The sequence below is a fragment of the Pelagibius sp. genome, assembly GCF_965249265.1.
Classification (GTDB): Bacteria; Pseudomonadota; Alphaproteobacteria; order Kiloniellales; family Kiloniellaceae; genus Pelagibius.
Window position 1 is genome coordinate 3,031,107 of record NZ_OZ252224.1, and the last position, 21,119, is coordinate 3,052,225.

Consider the following 21,119-nt stretch of genomic DNA (forward strand, 5'->3'; position numbering starts at 1 on the left):
GTGTGGCCCTTGTTCAAAACTTGACGCGAAGCGTGCCGACGACATTCCGAGGCGGGCCGAACTGGTTGAATCCCCCATACCGATTGGGCCGTTCGACATATCGGGCGTTGGTGATGTTGTTGGCGTTCAATTGAAGAGTTACCCAGGGCGCCGGGGAATACTGCAGGAACGCATTAAGGCGAACGAACGCATCGAATGTCTCATCGCTGAAAGGAACACGGGCATTCACTTCGCTTTTGTAGTACACCGACCCTCCGATCGCTAACCCCTTCAACAGAAGATTGGACAGATCATACCGCCCGGACGCGCTGAACACGTGTCTTGGTGTATCAAACGGCCTGACACCGACCACGCCAGGGCTCGTACTTTCTGTGATCTCGGCATCGAGGTAGGTATAGGCGAGGTTGAGACGAACATCATCGACAGGGCTACCTTGCAACTCAACTTCAATACCCTGATTGCGCTGACTCTGCCCGCCGATACTGAAATTGTTGTTATCGGGATCCGGAGAGGCGACGTTTTCCAAATCGGTCCGGAACAGCGCGAGAGTTGCTCCAAAACGCTTGTCAAATCCCTCCCATTTTGCCCCGACTTCGAAGGTTTCTCCCGTTTGGGGATCGAGAATCTCGCCATCGGCTGTTACACGTAGAGAATTTGCGGTCTCAAAACTCTTGCCGTAGAGACCATAAATGCTGAAGCCGTCCAGAATCTCCTGCGACACGCCAATCTGCGGGCTGAATGCCTGCTCTTTTACTTCCTTGGGGTCAGCGGACCCTGCCGGGAAGAAGACTGAATCGGCTCTCGCCGTCAGCCAATCATGCCGGAGCGCCAAAAGCACCGTCGTTCTTTCCAGAGGCCGGATCAGCCCCGAAACGAAGACACCAATTTGTTCGCTTTCGGAGCTGATTACAGGAGAGAATGGCTGATCCAGATAGCCAATTGGAAAGGTTGCCGTAATGACAGGATCGGCAATGTTCCCGGTGCCAATCAATTCAAGAGGACGGACCGCTGAATCCTGCTGGTTGTCGGCATAGTCCGCACCGATAGTGACCGAACTTCGGTTGCCCACGAAAGAGAACTCCTGGGTGGCGCTAATTTCTCCGGCAAATGATTCTCTGCCCCACTCCTCGCTAGAGGCAAAAAGAGAGAAATCTCCATCTGCGGCGATACCACCCGACTGATAGGCGTAAATATACGCATACTCCGTACTGTCGTGCGAATACTGGCCTTTCGCGTTCAGCCTTAAACCGTTCGCGAACCTCTTGTCGGCTTCGATATGCGCGCTCTGATAGTCGAGCCTTAGAAAGTTCTCGTTCCCGAGGAGACTGTCCTTGATTCCGGCGGGGATTTCGCCCTCGGTGGTCGTCGGCGTGCCGAAAAAGCCCTGCCCGTCGAGATGCTGGATGTTTCCGCTGAGCGTGAGCGTGAAGTCGTCGGGGCCCCTGTACCGAACCGAGGGAAGCACCGAGACGCGCTCATCGCCCGTATTCCTGAAGAACTCGGCGTCATCGTTATAGGCTACGACCAGCCGACCGGAGAAAGCGTGGTTGCCCTCGAGCGCGCCGTTCGCGTCCATCGTCACCCGCTTGTGGCCGTGCGTGCCGCCGGCGGCGCTCCCTTCGATGAAATTCTCGGGTTGAGGCGTCTTCAACACACGATTGACGAACCCGCCGGGGCTCGCGTTGCCGCTGGTGAAGGAGGCCGGCCCCTTGACCACCTCGAAGCGATCGAAGAGAACCGGATCGGCGACGTAGTTGTTAAACGCCAATAAGCCGTTATCACGTACGAACCCCGGAGGACCACCGACTAAGGGGGAGAAGCCTCTGATTGCGAAGCTGTCAGTGGCGCGCGCGGAAAATTGTCCAGTACTCAGGACGCCGGCAACGCCCTCCAGCGCCTGATCCTGGGTGGTCACGCCGCGATCGATCATGCTGTCCTGAGTGACGACACTTACCGACTGTGGCAGCTCCTGAATCTCGGCCGGTACGCGGGTCAGGGCGTCCGTGTAATCTGCTTTGTAGCCCTGCCCAGGATCGAGAGACGGTGGCGGCGCCTCCGCTGTACCCTCTACTGTGATCGGCCCGAGCTGAATCGGCCCATCGCCGTCCTGTGCGCCGGCCTTCGCCAGCGTCACCGTGTCGGCGCTGGTGAACTGGAAGGTCACACCGGTGCCAGCAAGCAGCCGGATGAGGGCCTGGCGCGGCGCCAATTCGCCGGAGACGCCGGGGGACGGAACGCCTTCGAGTTGGCTGGTGATGTAAGCGAAAGAGATCCCGGTCTGTTCCGAGAACCGGTCGAGGGCCGATGGGAGCGGCTGCGGGCCGATGGCGAAGCGCTGGGTAGGTTCCGCCTGCGCGACCTGTCGGGCGACGATGGGAGGTGTGACGATGTCCTGCGCCAGGGCGGGCAGCGGCGAAAGGGCCAAGCTAACGACTAAGGTCGGCGTTAGCGCTGTGGTCACGCGCAGCTGGGAGGCCAAAGGTTGCTGTAGCGGGCCTCGGATGCGGCGCGCTGCGCGCGGTTTGGAAAGTGATGTCGCCGATGGCATGTATGCTGTCGCCCTGTCGAGTTGTGATGCTGCGCTCATCATGCGAGTGCGTCGCATTCGCTGTGTGATCATCTATGAGACGAGTGGGCGCGCGGGCATCGGTGCTCGTCGGGCGATTTTTTTTTGAAACTTTATTCTTCGTCGCCCGCCGGGCGTCCGACTCGGGCGGTTCGGTGCCGCCCTAGCGGATGAGGACGAGGTAGTCGGTCACGCGCGTGACGCGCAGGTTCTGAGTGGCGGCCAGTGTGTCGAGGCCGCGATCGATGGCGCCGGTCGACAGCCTTGCCGTCACCGGCTCTAGCCGCTCCGTGTCGGCCAGGAGCACGATGCGGCCGGGATGGTAGCGGTCGATCTCGGCGAGCGCCTCGGCGAGCGGCAGGTTCTCGATGACGATGACGCCGTCGCGCCAGGCGAGCGCCTTGGCGGGGGCCGGATGTACGGGGCCGAGCGTGGCGCTCTCGCGGTAGGCCACCTGTTCGCCCGCACTCAGCACCGCGCGGGCGGCGGGATCGGCGGGCGCGGCGTCGGTTTTGTCGGCGGGCGAGACGACCTCTACGCGGCCCTCGCTGACGATCACCGTCGTCGCCTCGACGCCCTGTTCCCGCACCGCGAAGATGGTACCGATTGCGGTCGAGCGTCCGCCATGGGCCGTGACGGCGAAGGGGCGTTCCGGGTCGCGCGCTACCTCGAACTGGGCCTCGCCGCGCAGCAGCGCGATCCGCCGATCGCTGCCGTCGTAGTCGACGGCGATCGCGGTGTCGGTGTTGAGCCAAGCGACGGAACCGTCGGGCAGTGCGACGCGCGCCTGCTCGCCGACGCCGGTTCGGTGGTCGGCGGCGAGCCGCGTCGTTACCTCGGGCGCGGCAACGACGGCGAGCACAACGCAGGCGGCTACGAGCCCGCCCCAGAGCGGTTGCCGCCGGCCGAGCCGCATGCGGGTGTGGCGGGTCGTATGGCCCGGGAACCTGTGGTGGGGCCGCGGGGATGCGTGATCCTGGACTTGATCGGCCCGTGCCGACGGCGGGGCGAAGGCGTCGCGCAGACTGTCGATGTCGTCCCAGACCGCGCACAGCTCGTCATAGGCGGCGGCGTGGCGCGGATCGGCGTCGCGCCAGGCAGTGAAGCGCGCGTGATCGTCTTCAGTCACAGTGCTCTCGGCGAGGGTGAAGAACCAGTCCTGCGCCGCCTCGTCGATCGCGGCCTGACCGGTGGCATCGGCTGAATTGGCATCCGCGCCGGCTTTTCGTTCGGTTGGCTTCTCGGGGCTTCCGTCGTGGCGGTCGGTCATCGTTCCCATCCCATGGCGGCGCGGACGGATGGGCCGCCGGCCGCCGGGTTCCCGATGGGACCCGCCTCACCCGTCTCCCGGCGCCGGCGTGCCATCCTCATAGAATAGACGAGTGGGATCATCCGATCCCGTGCTCGTCGGTCGCATTGCCTGCGTTTTCTTGGCTTTGGCCGTCCTGCCCGCTGTCGGGCAGGTGGCCGCGGAAGCGCCGCCTGGCCGCGACCAGCGCCGCCATGGCGGTCTTGAGGTCCTTATAGACGGTGGTGACGCCGATGCCGAGGCTGTCCGCGATTTCCGCCTGGGAACGGCCCTCATAGCGGTTGAGGTAGAAGACTTCGCGGCAGCGCGCCGGAAGGGCGGCGATCACCGTTTCCAAATAGGCGAGCTCCGCCCGTGCCATCGCATGGCGCTCGGGGGTCAGCTCGTCGGTCTGGCGCCACACCGTGCCGTCGGCCGCGACGCGGATCTCGCCGCGCCGCTTCTCCACGCGCAGATGGTCGGTCGCGAGGTTGGCCGCCATGGTGAACAAATAGGCCCGCCCGTCACGGACCGTCGCCGGCGGCTCGATCCGGCACAGCTTGAGATAGAGGTCGTGGGCGAGGTCGGCGGCGAGACCGGCCGAGCCGAGGCGCTTGCCGAGAAACCTCAGCAAGTCCAACTCGTGCTCCAGATAGGCCTCCAGCAAAACAGAGTGCCGCATACGCCGTTGCGCCTTCGTTGCGCCGTGCCCGCCGCGCGCTCGCGGACAGGTCGACCGTGTCGCCGTGAATGGCAGTGTTCATGAGTGTCGCCACTCTTTTTCATCGTCGACAACGCTATGGCAATTGAGAACTATTCTCAACACGAATTCCGACACCTCGACTTCAGTTCGGGTTTTGCGGGCAACGGTTTGGCGGCGCCTACTCGTCTATGTTGTGAGAGCGCAAGGTCATCGAGCGCCGAAGGCAGGGGGGAGTTCGCCGGCCGCTGCCTGTGCTTGCTTGTCTTGTCCGTCCGGAGAGAACGCAAAATGGAGAAGAAAACAGTAGTCAATGCGTATTGGGGTAGAAGAAATTATGGAAGACGAAGACATAATGAATGAAAGCGCGGTTGAGGTTTTGCAAGAGACGGATATGCCGGCCGTGGACGGCGAAGCATCGCCGGCTGACGAAACAGCCGGGACGCGCGAGACCAGTGATGGTGATATGGCGCCCGCCGATAGAGTCGCCGGCGACGCCGCGCTTTCCGAGGACGGGGTGAGCGAAACCTCAACGCCCGCAGCGGAGATCGGTATCGACGCGGCGCTGGACTTGCTCCAGGCCGGCGGCCCGGTGGTCATGATCCTGATCGCCATGTCGGTGCTGGCGACGGCGGTGATCCTGTTGAAGCTGTGGCAGTTCAGCCGCACCAATGTGGGCCGGAGTCGCAACGGCCGCAAGGCACTTCATCTGTACAAAGAAGGAAAGACACAAGAAGCGCTGGCTGCGGCCAAACGCGCCCGCAGCCCCGTCGGCGAAGTGCTGGCCCGCGCGATCCGCGGTCTGGAGCACGGCGTGCCGGAATCGAAGATCCGCGAAGAGCTTCTCCGCTATGGCGGCGAGGTACTTGAAAATCTCCGCGGCGGTTTCCGCATATTGGAGGTGATCGCCTCTCTGGCGCCGCTGCTCGGCCTGTTCGGCACCGTGCTCGGGATGATCGAAGCCTTTCGGCAACTGGAAGCCGCGGGCAACCAGGTCAACCCGGCCATCCTGTCGGGTGGCATCTGGCAGGCGCTTCTGACCACCGCCGTGGGCCTTGCCGTCGCCATTCCCGTGGTCGCGGTTCTGAACTGGCTGGAGCGACGGGTCGATGGCCTCGCCCACGAAATGGACAATCTGGTCACGCAACTGTTCACGGAGGATTTGTCCGAGGACGCCCTCAAAGAGAAAGACGCGCATGATGAACGGTCCGGTCCCGCCGCTACCGCTGCTGCTGAGTAAGCCTGCAAAGAAACGGCCGCTGGTCAGTCTGACGCCGCTGATCGACGTGGTGTTCATCCTGCTGATCTTCTTCATGCTGGCGACGAGCTTTCTCGATTGGCGCGCGATCGATCTCTCCGCCCCGGTACAGGCCGCCGCCGGTCCGTCCGCCGAGGGCGACGCCTTGCTGATCGAGATCTTGCCGAACGAGCTGCGGTTTGCGTCCGAACCTGTCTCCCTCGATGCGCTGACAGCCCGCGTTGCCGAGCGTGTTGCCGACGCGCCTGAGCAGCGCGTCGTCATCAAACCATCGACAGGCGTGCCGTTACAGCGCACCGTCGCCGTCCTCGACCGCGTGAAGGCGGCCGGCCCCTCCGACGTGACGCTGATCCGCGGCGCCGAACCGTCCGGAGAGTGAGGCCGAGCCCATGCGTTTCGATCCGCCCCGACCCAATAGCGATGACGAGCGCATTCTGCCGCTGATCAATGTTGTCTTCCTGCTCCTGATCTTCTTTATGCTGACTGGACAACTGTCCGCCATCGATCCGATCGAGGTGACGCCGCCGGTCTCGGCCAGTGAAGGTGCAGTCGAGGCACGCGAGTTGGTGGTCGTGCTGGGCGCCGGCGGACAGCTCGCCCTCGACGACGCTGTGATCGACGAAGAGGCGCTGAAAGCCGCGCTGGCAGAGCGGATGGAAGCGAATCCGGCGGCGCAGGTCTGGCTCAAGGCGGACGGCGCCGCGGACTCGACGGATGTGATCGCGCTTATGGAGACGCTGCGCGAGGTGGGTGTCGAGCGTCTGAAACTCCTCACCGTGCCGGCCGCAAGCGATGGGGCCGGCTGATGCGGATGAAGAGCCGTCACTGGATGATTGCGGTCGTCATGGCCATCGCACTTCACGCAAGTATCACCGTGGCGATGTTCTGGCCGCGCACCGAAGACGGCGCGCAGGCGCCGGGGATCGGCGGCATCGAGATTGCGCTCGGCCCCGCCGGCGGCGCGCCCGGCGGACCGGAAGACGCGCCGGAAACACCGGACCTCGAAGAGCAGCCGGAAGAACCGACAGAAGCGCCCCCGGCCGAGGAGACGGCGGAACCGGAGCCACCTGAACCGCCGGAGCCCATCGCCGAGCCTGAGCCCGTCGAACCGGAAGACCTATCGGAACGGGTTATCGAGCCGCCCGTGCCGGTGGCGAAGCCGAAGCCTCCATCGGAGGCCGTCCCAGCAGCGGTCATTGCCCCGGAACCGCCTGTCGAGCGCGAACCGCAAACGGCCGGCGCCGGCGGCAAGGCCGGTTCCGAAGACAGTACGGAAGCCGGCGCAAGCGGGAGCGATATGTCGGCCGGCGGCCGGCCCGGCGCCGTTGCCGACTACAGCGCCATCGTTTTGGCCTGGCTTGAACGGCACAAGGAATATCCGCGCGGGGCGCAACAGCGGCGCCAGGAAGGCGTGGTTCTCCTGTTCATCGCGATCGACCGCGAGGGCCGCGTGCTTGAAGCCCGCATCGAGCAGAGCTCGGGGCGCGACGTTCTCGATCAGGCCGCCCTCGACATGCTGGAGCGCGCGGCCCCGCTTCCGCCCGTGCCCGACGACATGCCGCAGCAACGGCTCGAAATGGTCGTGCCGGTACAGTTCTTCATCACTTGAGCGTGGAACGCAGGAGGCATGTAAAATCTGCCTACTGGCGCATCCGACACGTGGGGAACGAGAACCCAGAAGTAAGCAGCTTTCTCTGACAATCATTATGCTACGGATGGGAAATAGACGATCATGCGGAGATGACGGTGCTCATCGATCGTCATCATTTCATGCTGGAAACGGGTCAGCGTTTCGCCGGTCAAGAGGGAACCGATGCCCCGGCTATACTCTCCGGATGACGGTTGGCCCCACCACCGCTTGAAATCGGGCGACAGCTTTTTCAGGTCTTCGACAAGCGACAGAAGCGCCGGATTTTCTGGGGCCACGGCGAGGTCATATCGAAAGTTCGCCAACAAAGGCGGGCCGTCGTTTAGGAATGACGGTTGGCGGGCGCGCAACTGAGGGTCAGTGAAGACCATTCTGAGAAAGTTCCGGCTCACGCGGTCTCGGGATGAAAAGCCGAACAAATGATCGGCATTCGCGTTCCAGGCGACGACATCCCAACCGAGATTGATGACGTAAGCAGGCTTCGTCGCCAGTTCGTCCATAATCTCCTGGATTCGCGGGTGCACTGACGGCCAGTCGTAGATATCTGCCGGAGGCGGCCGCTTGTGGGCCAGAAGAAACAGATGACAGCACGCGACATCGTCGAGTTTCAACGCCTTTGAGACGTTGAGCAGAAAGCTCTCCGAGACTTGAATGTCCCGGCCTTGCTCGAACCATGTGTACCAGGTCAGCCCGACGCCCGCGAGTGCCGCCACTTCCTCGCGCCTGAGGCCCGGCGTGCGCCGACCGCCCGTCGTCGGTAGTCCGACATCGGCAGGCTTAAGCCTCTTTCGGTGGCGCGTGACGAAGTCCGACAGATCGTTTCGCGTGCGCGCAAGAGTGCGGTCAGACAAGACTATCGCTCCTGGTAACAGGATAATTACTTATATTGTAACAGGAATAGTCTGCCCGGATTGTGCGCCTTCGACAAGGAGGCGACATGACGATCCAGTGCGATACAGCGACTTCGACCCCGGAAGAGATAGTGCAGGCCGAGGCGCCGTTACCGAGCAAGGCCGGGGCGCGCGAATGGCTCGGGTTGGCGCTGCTGGCGTTGCCGACGCTGATGTTGGGGCTCGATCTCACCTTTCTGCCGCTTACCTTGCCGGCGCTGGCGGTGGACCTTCAGCCGACCAGCACCGAGGCGCTCTGGATCCTCGACGTGTCTGGTTTCATGTTGGGCGGGTTTCTCATCACCATGGGCACGCTGGGCGACCGGATCGGCCGGCGCAGGCTGTTGATGATCGGCATGGTCGCGTTCGCCGTCGCTTCAAGCCTTGCCGCCTTTGCCACAAGCACGACGATGCTAATTGCGGCGCGCGCGGCTTTGGGGATCGCGGCCGCGACGTTGATGCCCTCAACGCTTGCGCTGATCAGCGATCTGTTCCGTGACCCGCGCGAACGGGCCTTGGCTTTCGGCATATGGGCAACGCTGTTTGGCGTGGGCTACGCACTCGGGCCAGCGGGAGGTGGTTTCCTGATCGAGCGGTTCTGGTGGGGGGCTGCCTTTCTCATTCCGGTTCCGCTTGCCGCCTTGCTGCTGATCTTCGCGCGATCGCTCCTGCCGGAACACCGAGCGTCCGACCGGGCAAGTTTGGATTTTCTCAGCGTGGGCCTCTCACTGGTCGCGATGTTGTCGACAATCCACGGCGTCAAGGAGATCGCGCGGTTCGGGATCACCCCGGAGGCCGTGATTGCCATAAGCGTCGGCGTCGCGGTCGGCCTGGTCTTCGTGTGGCGACAAAACCGGCTCGCCGACCCGCTGCTTGATCTCCGGCTGTTTTCCAATCGCGCGTTTTCGGCGTCATTGATCGTGCTGCTTGTCGGGCTGATCGCCGTTGGGGGAACGATGATGCTGACCGCGCAATATCTGCAACTGGTTGCCGGCCAGCCACCCTTCCTTACCGGCCTCTGGATGGGGCTCGCTGCCCTTGGCATGATCGCGGGCGGCATCGGCGCACCCATCATCGCCCGGCGTATCCGTCCGGGGTTTGTCGTTGCTTCTTCGCTGGCGCTTTCTGTCATGGGATACCTGATGCTGGCGGCCGTCGGTCAAGGCGTCGTCGACCTCGGTCTGGTCATCGCTGGGCTGGCGCTCGCCTATCTCGGCAATGGCGCCATCGCCGCCCTCGGCACCGATCTTGTCGTCGGATCGGCGCCGCCCAAGAAGGCCGGATCGGCCTCGGCGATGTCCGAGACCGTGCAGGACATCGGGGTTTCTCTCGGCATCGCCATTCTCGGCAGCATTGCCACTGTTATCTATCGCAGAACCTTGTTCGATAGTCTGCCGGACGCGCTGCCTGAGGATATCGGTGTGGCGGTCGGTGACAGTCTCTGGGCGGCGTCCGCCATCGCAGCCGAGTTGCCCGCCGGGCTGATCGAAGACGCACGGAGTGCTTTCGTTGCAGGGTTCCACAGCGCGGCGATCTTCAGCGCCGTCAGTGTTACGGTGCTGGTCATCTTGGCGGCTGTGGCCCTGCGGCATGTCGGAACGATTGGGCGATCCGATTAACCGCCGCGATTCCCAGGAGCTATATCATCTCCGCATCTTCTTGATCGCTGCTGATGAGGTGAGCCTTCGACAGGTCGTTGCGGCGCCAACACTGTGTTTCCCGTGTCAGGATAAATCATTTGACAGCGCACGAAAAAGGCCGGTGAGTTGTTCATGCGGTTTCATGTCGAGATGATGGCTACCACCAAGACGGGTATGGATTGCCAGCGATCTGACCGGCTGGCTTGAGACCGCACGGCGACGGTTCGCCGGCTACCGTTGTTAAACTCCGGCTACGAACGAGCCGGTCAGACCGTGAAGCTGTCCAAGAACTCTCGGCTTGAACGTGAAGCAAATGGGCGTTGAATGCGACTCTACACATATTTTCGTTCCTCTGCCGCTTATCGCGTGCGCATTGCGATGGCCTTGAAAGGGCTTTCGTATGAGCAATCCTACGTGAATACGCTCCGGCAGGAGCATCGGACGGATGCCTATGCGGCGGTCAACCCGCAGCGTCTCGTGCCAGCGTTGGACGACGACGGGCTCATCCTGGCCCAGAGTTTGTCGATTATCGAATATCTCGAAGAAAAGCACCCTGAGCCGCCGCTTCTGCCTAGCGACCTTCCGGGCCGCGCCCGCGTGCGGGCGTTGGCCCAGACGATTGCCTGCGACATCCATCCGATCAACAATCTGCGGATCTTGCGCTACCTCGAACAGGCGCTGGGCGCCGACGAGGCTGCCATAACCGCCTGGTATCGTCACTGGATCACAGAGGGTTTTGACGGTTTCGAGGCCCTGCTCGCGTCAAGTCCGGATACGGGAAGTTTCTGCCACGGCGACTCTCCGACATTGGCTGACATATGCCTGGCGCCGCAAGTCTATAATGCCGAGCGCTTTGGCGCCGATCTTTCCGCTTATCCTATTGTGCGGCGAATCAATGCGGCCTGTTTAGAACAGGCGGCGTTCGCCGATACTTGGCCGGACCGCCAACCGGATGCTGATATCTGAGTGTGTTTTTTGTGTCGGTGACTTGCTGCTGATCTTCGGTATTCTGATGATGTTGTTTGGGACCGTGCGGGATGCGGGCGTCATGTTCACCGGCGTCCCTCTGGCCTTGACGGGCGGTGTCGCAGCGCTTGCCCTTCGCGACATGCCGTTGTCGATCTCGGCGGGCGTCGGGTTCATTGCGCTGTCGGGCGTCGCCGTTCTCAATGGAGTCGTGATGCTGACCTTCATCAAGGAGCGTCTCGCCGAAGGGATTCATCTGGAAGACGCGATCCGCATCGGTGCCATGCAGCGTCTGCGGCCGGTTCTGATGACGGCGCTGGTGGCGAGCCTCGGCTTCGTGCCCATGGCGTTCAATGTCGGCGCGGGCAGCGAGGTGCAGCGCCCGCTGGCGACCGTCGTTATCGGCGGGATCGTTTCTTCAACGCTCCTGACGTTGCTCGTCTTGCCGGCGCTCTACCGGATTGTCGGCGGCGTCAAGCGCCGAGTCCACTGCCGGACCCGGTGGCGACACCATAGACGCGGCCTGTGATGGGCGAACCAGGAAAGCGACCCCAGCGCTGACCGTGCTGGGGTCGAAAGCGCGGGGCTATTAGAATGGGCTGGACAAAGAACTGAATGAAATGAGGAAAGAAGAGCGAATTGGAGAGGTCGCTAAAATACGTAAAGGAGTTAGTGCACAACCGAAATAGAGCGTTGGGCCATGGCGCGTCCATTTCCTGCGCTGTATGTCGGCCGCTTTGCGTCGCCGCACTACCCGTTGGCTTCAGGCGGCTAGTATGTCACGAGTTAGGGTTTAATTTGGAGGCAATGCAATGATCGATCTGCGCCGGGTGCTCTATCTGGCTGGTCTTCTAACGTGTTTTGTCGGGGTCGCCCTATGCGTTCCTGCGCTTATCGACTTCTCCCAGAAGAATGCCGATTGGGAACATTTCATGTTTGCGGCTGTGATCTCCCTGTTTCTCGGCGGTATGTTGGCGACCGCGACACGACAAGACGGTCGGGTGCAGATCGGCATTAGGGAGGCGTTTCTGGTCACGATATTTGCATGGATCATCGTCGCCCTTCTTGCCGCAATTCCTTTTCTGGCACTCGGCATTAGCTTCACCGATGCCGTCTTCGAATCCATGTCCGGCATCACCACGACCGGCTCAACTGTTCTCACAGAGCTGGATTCCTTACCCACCGGCATTTTGTTTTGGCGCGCGTTCCTACAATGGATCGGCGGCATCGGCATTATCGCGATGGCGATTGTCCTGCTGCCTTTGATGCGGGTCGGCGGCATGCAGATTTTCCGGATCGAGAGTTCCGATACGACGGAGAAAATTGACTCATCGGTAGGCAAGATTGTTGCAAAGCTGTTCCTGGTCTATACGACGCTGACCTGTCTGTGTGCATTTCTGTATCTTGCTTTTGGAATGTCGGGCTTCGACGCGATCGCTCACGCGATGACGACATTGTCGACAGGCGGTTACTCCACGCACGATGCGTCGTTCGGATACTTCTCGGAACCCGGTCTCCACTGGACAGCAACGGCCTTCATGCTGGCAGGGGCGATCCCCTTCGCCTTGTATATCAAGACGGTGCGCGGCAATTTCAATTCGATTGTTACAGACGAGCAAGTCAAAGGATTCATTGTTTTTATAGTGGCGATAAGCGCGATCATGGCCTGGTGGCTCATGGAGCAACGCGATATCGGATTCTTCCAGGCTGTGACGTTGACCTCGTTCAACATTACGTCCGTTGTCACGACGACAGGCTATGCGTCCGACGACTACACCGCCTGGGGGCCGGGCGCAGTTGGCATATTCCTGGTGCTGATGTTTGTCGGCGGGTGCTCCGGGTCGACGTCCGGTGCGATCAAGATTTACCGGTTTCAGATACTGTTATCGATCATTCGCACTCATGTTCGGCACTTGTACAGCCCTCATCGCATTCAGATTTTGAAGTATAATGGTAAGAGGCTGGACGATGATGTGCCTTATTCAATCCTTTCTTTTCTCGCTGTCTTCATTGCCACGATCGCCGTCTCTACCGCGGCGCTGGCGTTGGCCGGATTGGATATCGTTACCGCTTACTCGGGAAGTGTGACGGCGATCACGAATGTCGGGCCGGGATTGGGAACCGTCATCGGCCCATCCGGAAACTTTCAATCATTACCCGATGCGGCAAAATGGATACTGACAATCGCCATGCTCGCCGGACGCCTCGAAGTTCTCGCTTTACTAGTCGCCCTCGATCGCGACTTTTGGCGATCCTGATGGTTGCGCCGAGAGTTAGCCAGTATCGCCCGAATTTCACATAAGGTGGAGACTTGCAACCGTTAAAGTCTGTTGCGCCACTATTGGCCGCAAGTAGTTTTCTGGGCCGTCGCAGTGTTCGATTGTCTGATGTGCTCTGCGGCGGGGTTAGCGGCTGCGAACCGAGGCAAAGCTTATTCCAGCCTAAGGCCTCACGACGCTTTTCTATTTCGTAGGCAAACGGTGATTACTTGTCGGGAGCGGCGTCTTTAATGAAGCGGTCGACAATCTTGACGCGTCAGAGCCCTTCAGGAACTCTCGGATCACTTCCGCTCGACGGTGCGCTTCATCCCAAAGGTCGTCATCAATTTCGTCGGGAAGTGGCTCGGACATGGCAAACATCACGGAAAATTCTCCGCGCCATGATTCTCAAGTTAAGTGCCAAAGTCCAGCAATGATTCTCAAATTAAGTGCTAATTATCATAGTTAAGTGAAACGCTAACCCATTGAAATCACAGAAGCCGAGTTATTGCCATTTCGTGCTACGTCACATCTGCTTTGATTCGTCAGTCCTATTCGGCTGGGACGTTCCCGTGACCTGATCTCGGTCGAACTTTTTCCTGGCTCGTTAAAAAGGGGCGACACCGACTGCGTCGATGCCGCCAGAGGTTCGCCCACAGGGAGGTGGTAGAGGACGAAACCTATTGAAAATATGGGGATTTCATTTGGCGCATAATAAGACTTATGTAAATAATCTTCATTATCGGCCTCAGCACTCAGCCTAGTCATCTGCATTTTCTAACCTGCCGAAGCGCAGAACGAATCGCTCCGATCCTCCATTCAGCGTAATGAAGGACACTGTCCCGGCTGTCTTTGATTGGTAAACGTACTGAGGGATGGGACGAGTTAAGTAGAACCACTCGAAAGGCACGACCTCGGTACAGGGGTCTTGACGTCTCACCGCATTAGACCGGGCAACCAAGTTGCGATCGGCGGTGCCAGCACCAGCAGCAGGATCAAGACGAGCGTTGCGCCGACAAAGGGCAGCGTGGCCAGAACCACCTGCCTCATCGTTGTGCCCTTTGGAGCGACGCCCAGCATCACGAAGAGCAACAACCCGAAGGGCGGCGTTGTCAAAGACAGCTCGAGCGCTAGAAGCATGACCACCCCGAACCAGATCGGGTCGAAGGCGTAGTGCAGCACGATGGGCATAAAGATTGGCAGGGTCAGCATCATGATCGACAATTGGTCCATGAACATCCCCAGAACGATCAGGACGATCAGCATGGCCAACAGCATCGCGTACGGTCCAAGCTCGAACCCGGTGGCGAAACCTACCATGCCCCGCGACGCACCCGAGAAAGCAAGGATCTGCGAGAAGGTTGTGGAGCCGAGGATGATGAACAGCATCATCGCGGAAACCCGCAGCGTGCCCATGAGGGATTTGCTCAGAACCTCCCAGGTCAGGCAGCGGTTGAAAGCTGCAAGGATCGTGACGGCGAGTGCCCCGCAGGCGGCGGATTCCGTAGGGCTCGCCCAGCCGAGTAGGATCATCCCCACGACGGCAAAGACCACTAGGCCCATCGGCAGCACGTCGCGGAGCATTGCAAAGGCGATTTCGGCGAATGAATGGCGCTCGGCAGCATAGGCGGGCGCGGCGTCGGGGTCGATCTTGATCGCCACCGCGATGATGACAACGTAGAAGACTGCGAGGATCAGCCCCGGCAGAAGGCCAGCGATCAATAGCGCACCGACATCTAGCCGCGCCAGGGAACCCAGAAGCACCGCAAGCGACGACGGCGGGATAATCATCGCCAACCCACCCGTCGCAAGGATCGGCCCCATGATGATATAGGGCTTATAGCCGCGCTTAATCATGTCGGGCATGAGCGTCGTGCCCAGCATAGCCGTGTTCGCCATGGACGATCCCGAAAGCGTGGCAAAGATCGTGCCGCCGCCCACCGTCAGATAGGCGAGGCGCCCCGGGATCCCGCCGAGCAGCTTGTCGAGTGCGTTGAAGACACGGAAGGCAAGGCCGGAATGAAACAGCAATTCCCCCATGATGAGGAAGAGCGGCACCGGCACCAGCGCGAAGCTTGTCACCGACGAGGTTGCGTTGGCCACGAGTTGCTCTAGCCCCGGCACCCCACCCATGAAGATCATCACGCCCGCGGCGTTGACGACGAGAAAGGCGATGGCCACGGGGAAGCCCAGGAACATCAGGAACAGAAGGCCGCCGATCAGAAGCAGCGCCGCAGTATACCAGTCCATGTCAGTGCCCGCCTTCGCCGCTATATGTTTCGCCCCGGATCAGCAGGCGCAGGAATTCGGTGGCCATGAGCAAGAAGCCGAGGGTCAGCATCGCATAGAGGATCCAGCCCGGCAGCGGGACCGAGCGGATGTCGGTAGAGCCGGAGGCAAACTGTTCCAGCGTCAGCTGGCCCGCCACGACCGACAGAAGGAACAGCGTCGCCGCGCTGACGATCAGAACCGCGCGGGCCGCGATGGTGCGCAGGCCTGCGGGAAGCAGGTCGACGATGGCAGTGACGGCGACATGCCCGCCGTTTCGCACGAGCCAGGGTCCAGCCAACATCGTGGAAAACAAGAGCATGTACTCGACGACCGCGCTCGACCAGCGCAACGCGGGCAGCGCCAGGTTCCTCGAGGCTACGCCATAGGCGATCAGCAAAGTGATAAAGCCGAGAGACGCCGCGCCGGTGACGGCGAGCCCGCGGATCATCGTGTCGTAAAGGCGTAGAATAGCCACGGCAGGTCTCCTGCGACAAGGGCCCGGCCAGGGCCGGGCCGTATTTCAGGTCACTTGGGTTCGCGGTAGTAGTGGTCGCGCAGGGCCTCGTAGTCATCCGAGCCGGACGCTTTTAGACGGTCCCAGGACGCCCCGAAGGCGGTGTCCAGAAAGGCCTGCCGGCCTGCGCCTTCAAGCGCTACGACCTGCATGCCAAGGCCTTCGAACTTGGCGTTGGCCTCTTCAGTCACCTGCTGCCAAAGTTCGTAGGACGTTGCCTCGAATTCAACCGCCGTGTCGGTGAGAATCTGGCGCGACTCGTCGCTGAGGGCGGCCCATTTCGACGGGTTGATGTAGATGCCAAGGTCGGTCTGCATGAAACCGGGGTCGAGCCGGTATTTCAGGAAGCGATCCCAGGACCAGCCGTCGATGGCCGAAGGCGGGAAGCCCATCCCGTCGAAGGTGCGGCGTTCCAGCCCCGAGTAGATGTCGGGCACGGAAATGGTCACCGGCACGGCGCCAAGTGCTTCGTAGAGCGCATTATAGAGCGGCGAGGCACGCATCCGCAGCCCGCTGAGGTCGAGGTTCCCGTCGGCGTCCACCTTCGGTTCGTCGACGAAGTAAAGCGCTAGCGGCGCAGCCGGGGCAAAGCGCGACAACACGTGTACCCCCAGCTTTTCGGCTGCAATCGACTGGACCAGTTCGAAGCCGCCGTTTTCACGCGATTCCATCGGCGTCAGGTTCGAGCCGACCCAGGCATCGCCTTCCGGGAACACCCCCAACGAGTAGCTGATCGGGGCATAGGTCATGTCGATGGTGCCCCGGGCCACGGCCTCGGTTTGCTGAAAACCCGGAACGATCTCGGGTCCGCCGACGATGTCGATCTCCAAAATGCCCGCGCCGCGCTCGTTCACCAGTTCGACGAATTCGGCATAGAGCGCTGCCGTGGCATCGGAGGACGGGAAAGCCGTGAGGCTGCGCAGCGTGTCCTGCGCCGAGGCGCCGGACGCGCCAAGCGCGAGGATGGATACTGCCATCGCGGTGAGCAATGTATTGAAAGGTCTGATCGTCTTCATGGTCTTCTCCTTGTTGGGACGCAGGTTTCTTTGGCGCCGCTTTTATGAAGACCGCCCTTGTAGCGGGGCGGTTACATATCTGGCGCGGTAGTCTAGGCCGCCGAATCCGACGGTGCGTGCAGGTGATGAAAATCCCGACTGAAATATACGAGTCCCGGCCGGACGATGGTGCCGAGGTGCACCGCCTTGACTTCGCAAAACATCACCGAATGCGAGCCCTGCTCAATCAGCGACCCGATGCGGCAGTCAAAAGCGACGTTGGCATCCTCTAGCACCGGACAACCTGTCTCTTTGGTGATCCAGCTGCCCTGCGCCCAGCGGTCGACGCCTTTGATGTATCGGGCGAAGGTGTTGCAGAGGTCCTGGTGCTGAGCCGCGAGGACGTTGACGCAGACATGGAAGTTGTTCAGAAACCGGTCGTGGACGAACGCCTTGCGATTGATGCAGACAAGCAGCGTCGGCGGCGCGTCGGTCACCGAACAGACCGCCGAGGCGATCAGCCCGTGCTTGCCCGCAGGCCCGTCGGTCGTGATCAGGTTCACGGCTGCGCCCATTCTGCTCATGCCCTCGCGAAAGGCGATTTGGTCGTCCGTCAGCTGCATCCCCGGCCCGCTCATATGTCCAGCACCAGCTTGCCGCGGCCGCGCGAACAGCAGACGCACATCTGGTCGCCGTCTTCGCGTTCGTCGATGGTCAGGAATTGGTCGCGGTGATCGATGTCGCCTTCGATGACATCCGTGACACAGGTGCCGCAGACGCCCTCTTCGCATTTCACTTCGACCTTGATCCCGTGCTCCGCCAGCTTCTTCGCGATGGTGTCGTCCGGGCCGATGGTCAGCGTCAGACCCGAAGCGCGGGCTTCGACCTCGAAGGTTTCACCGCTCAGATCGACCTCGGACGAGAAATATTCGCGGTGCACATTGGCGGTGGCGTGACCGGCGGCCTCGGCCGAGGAAATCACCCAGTCCATGAACCCCTGCGGGCCGCATACATACAGGTGCGTATCCGGCGACGGCGCGGGCAAGTCGCGGTCAAGGACCAGCTTCTGCGCCGCATCCTCGTCGTCATGGTGAAAGACGATGCGGTCAGCAAAGGGGGCCGCCTTCAGCTCGTCGTAAAAGGCCGTGACCTCTTGCGAACGGGTGCAGTAATGCAGCGTGAAATCCTGGCCGATGGCGTGCAGGCGCTTGGCCATGGCGATCATCGGGGTGATCCCGATGCCGCCGCCCAGCAGGACCGTGGTCTTGGCCGTTTCATCCAGCGGGAAGTGATTGCGCGGGCCTTCGACGGTCAGGGTCGCGCCGGGTTTGGCGACGCGATGCACCTCGACCGAGCCGCCGCGCGACGCCGGATCCTTCAGCACGCCGATCTCGTAAAAGCCGGTCTCGGCCGGATCGGAGCACAGCGAATACTGCCGCCACATGTTGATCCCTGACAGGTAAAGATCCAGATGCGCCCCGGCGGTGACCGGCGGAAGGCTATCGCCCACCAGCCGGATGCGGGCGATGCCGCCCCGGTCGTCGATTCGTTCGGAGACGGTCAGCGTCATGGTCTGATTGTCGGTCATATCGAGGCTCATCTCATGTAGATCCCGCCGTTGACGTCCCAGCAGGCGCCGTTGACGAAAGCGGCTCGGGGCGCCGCGAGCATCGCGACCAGTTCGGCCACGAATTTCGGATCGCCCAGGTCTCCGACGGGAATGTTCTTCTTTGCGGCGTCGATCTTGTCGCCCAGCACGTCCCGGACCATCGGCGTGTCCATCGGCCCGGGCGCGATTGCATTGCAGGTCACGCCAAAGGGGGCGAGGTCACGGGCAAAGATTTTGGTCAGCGTCAGGATCGCCCCCTTGGAGGCCGCGTAATGCGCCCCCGTCGCCGTGCCGCCATTCTGCCCCGCAAGCGAGGCCATGTTGACCAGACGGCCATAGCCGCGGTCCTTCATGTGGCGCCCCAAGATCTGGCATCCCGCGAAGGTGCCCCCCGCATTGGTCGCCATCACCTCGTTGAAGAAGGCCGGGTCGATGTCCAGAAGCCCCTGGATGGCGGTGCGTGCGGCGTTGTTCACCAGCACTTCGACCGATCCGTAGAACTCGATGCACTTGTCGAGGACGGTTTGGAAATCCTCGGGTTTGGTGACATCCAGCGTGGCCGTGATCGCGGTCTCACCCGACAGGTCGAGCTCGGACGCCAGCGCCTTGGCCGGTTCCGGATCCATGTCGGTGATGACCACGCGAAACCCGTCACGGTGAAGCGCGCGCGCGACCTCGGCTCCGAAGCCGCGCGCGCCGCCCGTGATAACGGCCGTCTGGATATGATCAGGCAAGGGCGCTGCCATCAGAAGAGGTAGCTGAACGAATTCAGCATCCCGTCAGAGTTCAGCAGCCGGATCACCTTCTGATGCAGCTTGAAGCTGCCATCTTCGGTCACCTTGAGCACGTACCAGACGTTGCCCGCCCAGACCCGCTGACGCCCGAACTTGTCCTCGACCAGGTGTTCGGCCGCCCGAACCGTGATCAGGTCGCCTTCGGCGCTGTCGATCACGATCCGGCTGACGGTGCGCACGGTTACAGCTGGCGGGGCCGACGAGATAGAGAGCCCCGCTTGAAACCGTCCAATCCGGTCACGCCGCATCTTGGCGTTATCATAGCAGAGGTTCAGCTGGTTGGCGTGATCATCACCCTCGCCGATGGGCATGATGTATAGCCCGTCCTCAGTCCACAGCTCCAGCCAGTCGTCATAGGCGCAGGCGTCCAGCAGATCGGCCTCGTGCCAGACAAAGCGTGTGACGTCGGCCAGTAGGGCCTGGGTGTCAATCTTCGACATCTCGGTCATGCCATCATCCTCTTCCACATCTGGTAGGCGGCACGCATGCCGGTCTCGGCGCTGATATGGCCGCGCGGTCCTGCGGTACCCGGCTCTTCGTCGACCATGCCGCGGTTCACCAGGATCGGCAGTTGCTCTCCGCCCTTGGTGCCGCGTTGCACGCGTTCCCAGACCTCGGCGTCATCGGGCGACCCAAAGCCCATGGGCCCTTGGAAATGCTCATGCAGGCGCAGACGCATCCGGTTGGCCGCCGCCGGGCCGCCGTCCATGCCAAGCGCCATGTGACGGATGTCGGTCTGTTCGACACTGACCGGGGTCAGCACTCGAAAGAAGGCCAGGGAGAAGGATACGTTCGGGAAGAGGTTGAGGTTGAACCCCGCCCCGCCGACCGCGCGCACGATGCGCTTGACCTGATCCTCGGGATAGCCTTCGTCGCGCAGCCCCTGCGCCAGCTCTTCGAAGCGGGCTGGGATCGGATCGTCCAGGTTGGCTTCCAGGTCTTCCAGTTCGGGGATCATCATCATCACCGAATGGCCGTTGCCCAGATCTTCGACCCAGCCCTTGCCCTTGTCGAGGAAGTCGAACATCTCGTTCGTGGCCCCGTCGAGAGATTGCAGGAAGCTCTTGTGCACGACCGGGAAGTGATAGGCGTCGGTGGTGTTTTCCAGCTGCACCTTCCAGTTCATCGGCACAGTGAACTGATGTTCGCCCAGCACCTTCACCGGGAAGCCGCCGCCCTGTTTCATGAACAGGTCGATGTAGCGGCAGACCTCGGAGCCGAGGAAATCCACCAGCGGCTCGATATCCTCGTTGAAGGTCGCAAAGACCATGCCGTTGTAGGATTCGGTCCGCAGTTTCAGCAGGCCGTGCTGGTCCTTGTTGAAGTCGTCGCCATATTGTTCCGGATAGGGCAGCCCACGCAGCGATCCATCAAGGCCGTAACCCCAGCCGTGATAGGGACACTGGAAGGACGCGGTCTTGCCCTTCTTGACCTCGCAGACGGTTGCGGCGCGGTGACGGCAGCGGTTGACCATCACGTGGATGACGCCCTTGCGGTCGCGGACCACGATCACCGGCTCAAGCCCGACATTCGACAGTTTGAACGACCCCTTGTCGGGGAATTCGCTTTCGTGGACCACGAAGACCCAGGTACGTTTGAAGATCCGCTCCATCTCTTCTGCGAAGAGTTCAGGGTCTTCGTACATTTCAGTCGCGACCTTGGCGTTCTCTTCGTCGTAGAGCGCATCCAGATCGCTGAATTTCGGCATATCGAGAGACATGG

At 61.5% G+C, this 21,119-nt stretch carries 19 protein-coding genes and 1 pseudogene; 8 read left to right on the forward strand and 12 right to left on the reverse strand.

What is annotated here, in order from left to right:
• Positions 1-13: 13 nt before the first annotated feature.
• The 3 genes from ACP146_RS14415 to ACP146_RS14425 all read right to left on the reverse strand — a co-directional run bounded on the left by ACP146_RS14415 (position 14) and on the right by ACP146_RS14425 (position 4,536).
• On the reverse strand, positions 14-2,590 hold the full coding sequence (locus ACP146_RS14415) for a TonB-dependent siderophore receptor (RefSeq protein ID WP_422367446.1): 2,577 nt from the start codon (positions 2,588-2,590) through the stop codon (positions 14-16).
• Positions 2,591-2,729: 139 nt separating this feature from the next.
• Positions 2,730-3,836, reverse strand: coding sequence for a FecR family protein (locus ACP146_RS14420; RefSeq protein WP_422367447.1), 1,107 nt, complete (start codon positions 3,834-3,836; stop codon positions 2,730-2,732).
• 118 nt (positions 3,837-3,954) lie between these two features.
• The gene (locus ACP146_RS14425) at positions 3,955-4,536 is read right to left on the reverse strand and encodes an RNA polymerase sigma factor (RefSeq protein ID WP_422367448.1); all 582 of its coding nucleotides are present in this window, start codon (positions 4,534-4,536) and stop codon (positions 3,955-3,957) included.
• Positions 4,537-4,948: 412 nt separating this feature from the next.
• On the opposite strand from ACP146_RS14425, the gene ACP146_RS14430 reads away from it, so the two are divergent.
• Genes ACP146_RS14430 through ACP146_RS14445 form a run of 4 tightly spaced genes read left to right on the forward strand, consistent with a single transcriptional unit; the run spans position 4,949 to position 7,421 of the window.
• A complete protein-coding gene (locus tag ACP146_RS14430; protein ID WP_422367449.1) occupies positions 4,949-5,794 on the forward strand; it encodes a MotA/TolQ/ExbB proton channel family protein in 846 nt (281 codons plus the stop codon).
• Positions 5,751-6,191, forward strand: coding sequence for an ExbD/TolR family protein (locus tag ACP146_RS14435; RefSeq protein WP_422367450.1), 441 nt, complete (start codon positions 5,751-5,753; stop codon positions 6,189-6,191). Before ACP146_RS14430 ends, ACP146_RS14435 begins: the two co-directional genes overlap by 44 nt.
• Before the next feature lie 10 nt (positions 6,192-6,201).
• Complete coding sequence (locus ACP146_RS14440) at positions 6,202-6,618, forward strand: ExbD/TolR family protein (protein ID WP_422367451.1); 417 nt, start codon at positions 6,202-6,204, stop codon at positions 6,616-6,618.
• Positions 6,618-7,421, forward strand: coding sequence for an energy transducer TonB (locus tag ACP146_RS14445; RefSeq protein ID WP_422367452.1), 804 nt, complete (start codon positions 6,618-6,620; stop codon positions 7,419-7,421). Before ACP146_RS14440 ends, ACP146_RS14445 begins: the two co-directional genes overlap by 1 nt.
• Before the next feature lie 95 nt (positions 7,422-7,516).
• Here the strand turns inward: ACP146_RS14445 and ACP146_RS14450 are convergent, their stop codons facing one another.
• On the reverse strand, positions 7,517-8,311 hold the full coding sequence (locus ACP146_RS14450) for a helix-turn-helix transcriptional regulator (protein WP_422367453.1): 795 nt from the start codon (positions 8,309-8,311) through the stop codon (positions 7,517-7,519).
• A gap of 86 nt (positions 8,312-8,397) precedes the next feature.
• On the opposite strand from ACP146_RS14450, the gene ACP146_RS14455 reads away from it, so the two are divergent.
• From ACP146_RS14455 to ACP146_RS14470, 4 genes and pseudogenes are all read left to right on the forward strand, one after another.
• The gene (locus ACP146_RS14455) at positions 8,398-9,969 is read left to right on the forward strand and encodes an MFS transporter (RefSeq protein ID WP_422367454.1); all 1,572 of its coding nucleotides are present in this window, start codon (positions 8,398-8,400) and stop codon (positions 9,967-9,969) included.
• 345 nt (positions 9,970-10,314) lie between these two features.
• Positions 10,315-10,956 carry a maleylacetoacetate isomerase gene (maiA, locus tag ACP146_RS14460; RefSeq protein ID WP_422367455.1) on the forward strand — a complete coding sequence of 214 codons (642 nt, stop codon included), beginning with the start codon at positions 10,315-10,317 and terminating at the stop codon, positions 10,954-10,956.
• 22 nt (positions 10,957-10,978) lie between these two features.
• Positions 10,979-11,485 (forward strand): annotated as a pseudogene (locus ACP146_RS14465) (efflux RND transporter permease subunit); the annotation flags it as partial.
• 283 nt (positions 11,486-11,768) lie between these two features.
• Positions 11,769-13,214, forward strand: coding sequence for a TrkH family potassium uptake protein (locus tag ACP146_RS14470; protein WP_422367456.1), 1,446 nt, complete (start codon positions 11,769-11,771; stop codon positions 13,212-13,214).
• A 936-nt stretch (positions 13,215-14,150) separates the two neighbouring features.
• Here the strand turns inward: ACP146_RS14470 and ACP146_RS14475 are convergent.
• From ACP146_RS14475 to ACP146_RS14510, 8 genes are all read right to left on the reverse strand, one after another.
• Complete coding sequence (locus tag ACP146_RS14475; protein ID WP_422367457.1) at positions 14,151-15,464, reverse strand: TRAP transporter large permease; 1,314 nt, start codon at positions 15,462-15,464, stop codon at positions 14,151-14,153.
• A gap of 1 nt (position 15,465) precedes the next feature.
• A complete protein-coding gene (locus ACP146_RS14480; protein WP_422367458.1) occupies positions 15,466-15,960 on the reverse strand; it encodes a TRAP transporter small permease in 495 nt (164 codons plus the stop codon).
• Between the two features lie 50 nt (positions 15,961-16,010).
• Positions 16,011-17,015, reverse strand: coding sequence for a TRAP transporter substrate-binding protein DctP (gene dctP / locus ACP146_RS14485; protein WP_422367459.1), 1,005 nt, complete (start codon positions 17,013-17,015; stop codon positions 16,011-16,013).
• Positions 17,016-17,107: 92 nt separating this feature from the next.
• A complete protein-coding gene (locus tag ACP146_RS14490; RefSeq protein WP_422367460.1) occupies positions 17,108-17,617 on the reverse strand; it encodes a flavin reductase in 510 nt (169 codons plus the stop codon).
• Positions 17,618-17,628: 11 nt separating this feature from the next.
• Positions 17,629-18,594, reverse strand: coding sequence for a PDR/VanB family oxidoreductase (locus ACP146_RS14495; RefSeq protein WP_422367461.1), 966 nt, complete (start codon positions 18,592-18,594; stop codon positions 17,629-17,631).
• Complete coding sequence (locus ACP146_RS14500; protein ID WP_422367462.1) at positions 18,591-19,337, reverse strand: SDR family NAD(P)-dependent oxidoreductase; 747 nt, start codon at positions 19,335-19,337, stop codon at positions 18,591-18,593. The genes ACP146_RS14495 and ACP146_RS14500 overlap by 4 nt, the downstream gene beginning before the upstream one ends.
• A gap of 11 nt (positions 19,338-19,348) precedes the next feature.
• The gene (locus tag ACP146_RS14505; protein ID WP_422367463.1) at positions 19,349-19,846 is read right to left on the reverse strand and encodes an aromatic-ring-hydroxylating dioxygenase subunit beta; all 498 of its coding nucleotides are present in this window, start codon (positions 19,844-19,846) and stop codon (positions 19,349-19,351) included.
• The gene (locus ACP146_RS14510) at positions 19,843-21,117 is read right to left on the reverse strand and encodes an aromatic ring-hydroxylating oxygenase subunit alpha (protein ID WP_422367464.1); all 1,275 of its coding nucleotides are present in this window, start codon (positions 21,115-21,117) and stop codon (positions 19,843-19,845) included. The genes ACP146_RS14505 and ACP146_RS14510 overlap by 4 nt, the downstream gene beginning before the upstream one ends.
• Positions 21,118-21,119 lie beyond the last annotated feature (2 nt).

Excerpts from the sequence above, each read along its gene's own strand:
- ACP146_RS14505 (WP_422367463.1), bottom strand. The coding sequence starts at position 19,846 with ATGACCGAGATGTCGAAGATTGACACCCAGGCCCTACTGGCCGACGTC.
- ACP146_RS14420 (WP_422367447.1), bottom strand. The coding sequence starts at position 3,836 with ATGACCGACCGCCACGACGGAAGCCCCGAGAAGCCAACCGAACGAAAA.
- ACP146_RS14430 (WP_422367449.1), top strand. The coding sequence starts at position 4,949 with ATGCCGGCCGTGGACGGCGAAGCATCGCCGGCTGACGAAACAGCCGGG.
- ACP146_RS14425 (WP_422367448.1), bottom strand. The coding sequence starts at position 4,536 with ATGCGGCACTCTGTTTTGCTGGAGGCCTATCTGGAGCACGAGTTGGAC.
- ACP146_RS14475 (WP_422367457.1), bottom strand. The coding sequence starts at position 15,464 with ATGGACTGGTATACTGCGGCGCTGCTTCTGATCGGCGGCCTTCTGTTC.
- ACP146_RS14470 (WP_422367456.1), top strand. The coding sequence starts at position 11,769 with ATGATCGATCTGCGCCGGGTGCTCTATCTGGCTGGTCTTCTAACGTGT.
- dctP (WP_422367459.1), bottom strand. The coding sequence starts at position 17,015 with ATGAAGACGATCAGACCTTTCAATACATTGCTCACCGCGATGGCAGTA.
- ACP146_RS14415 (WP_422367446.1), bottom strand. The coding sequence starts at position 2,590 with ATGATGAGCGCAGCATCACAACTCGACAGGGCGACAGCATACATGCCA.
- ACP146_RS14510 (WP_422367464.1), bottom strand. The coding sequence starts at position 21,117 with ATGTCTCTCGATATGCCGAAATTCAGCGATCTGGATGCGCTCTACGAC.
- ACP146_RS14490 (WP_422367460.1), bottom strand. The coding sequence starts at position 17,617 with ATGCAGCTGACGGACGACCAAATCGCCTTTCGCGAGGGCATGAGCAGA.
- ACP146_RS14440 (WP_422367451.1), top strand. The coding sequence starts at position 6,202 with ATGCGTTTCGATCCGCCCCGACCCAATAGCGATGACGAGCGCATTCTG.
- ACP146_RS14445 (WP_422367452.1), top strand. The coding sequence starts at position 6,618 with ATGCGGATGAAGAGCCGTCACTGGATGATTGCGGTCGTCATGGCCATC.
- ACP146_RS14495 (WP_422367461.1), bottom strand. The coding sequence starts at position 18,594 with ATGAGCCTCGATATGACCGACAATCAGACCATGACGCTGACCGTCTCC.
- maiA (WP_422367455.1), top strand. The coding sequence starts at position 10,315 with ATGCGACTCTACACATATTTTCGTTCCTCTGCCGCTTATCGCGTGCGC.
- ACP146_RS14435 (WP_422367450.1), top strand. The coding sequence starts at position 5,751 with ATGATGAACGGTCCGGTCCCGCCGCTACCGCTGCTGCTGAGTAAGCCT.
- ACP146_RS14455 (WP_422367454.1), top strand. The coding sequence starts at position 8,398 with ATGACGATCCAGTGCGATACAGCGACTTCGACCCCGGAAGAGATAGTG.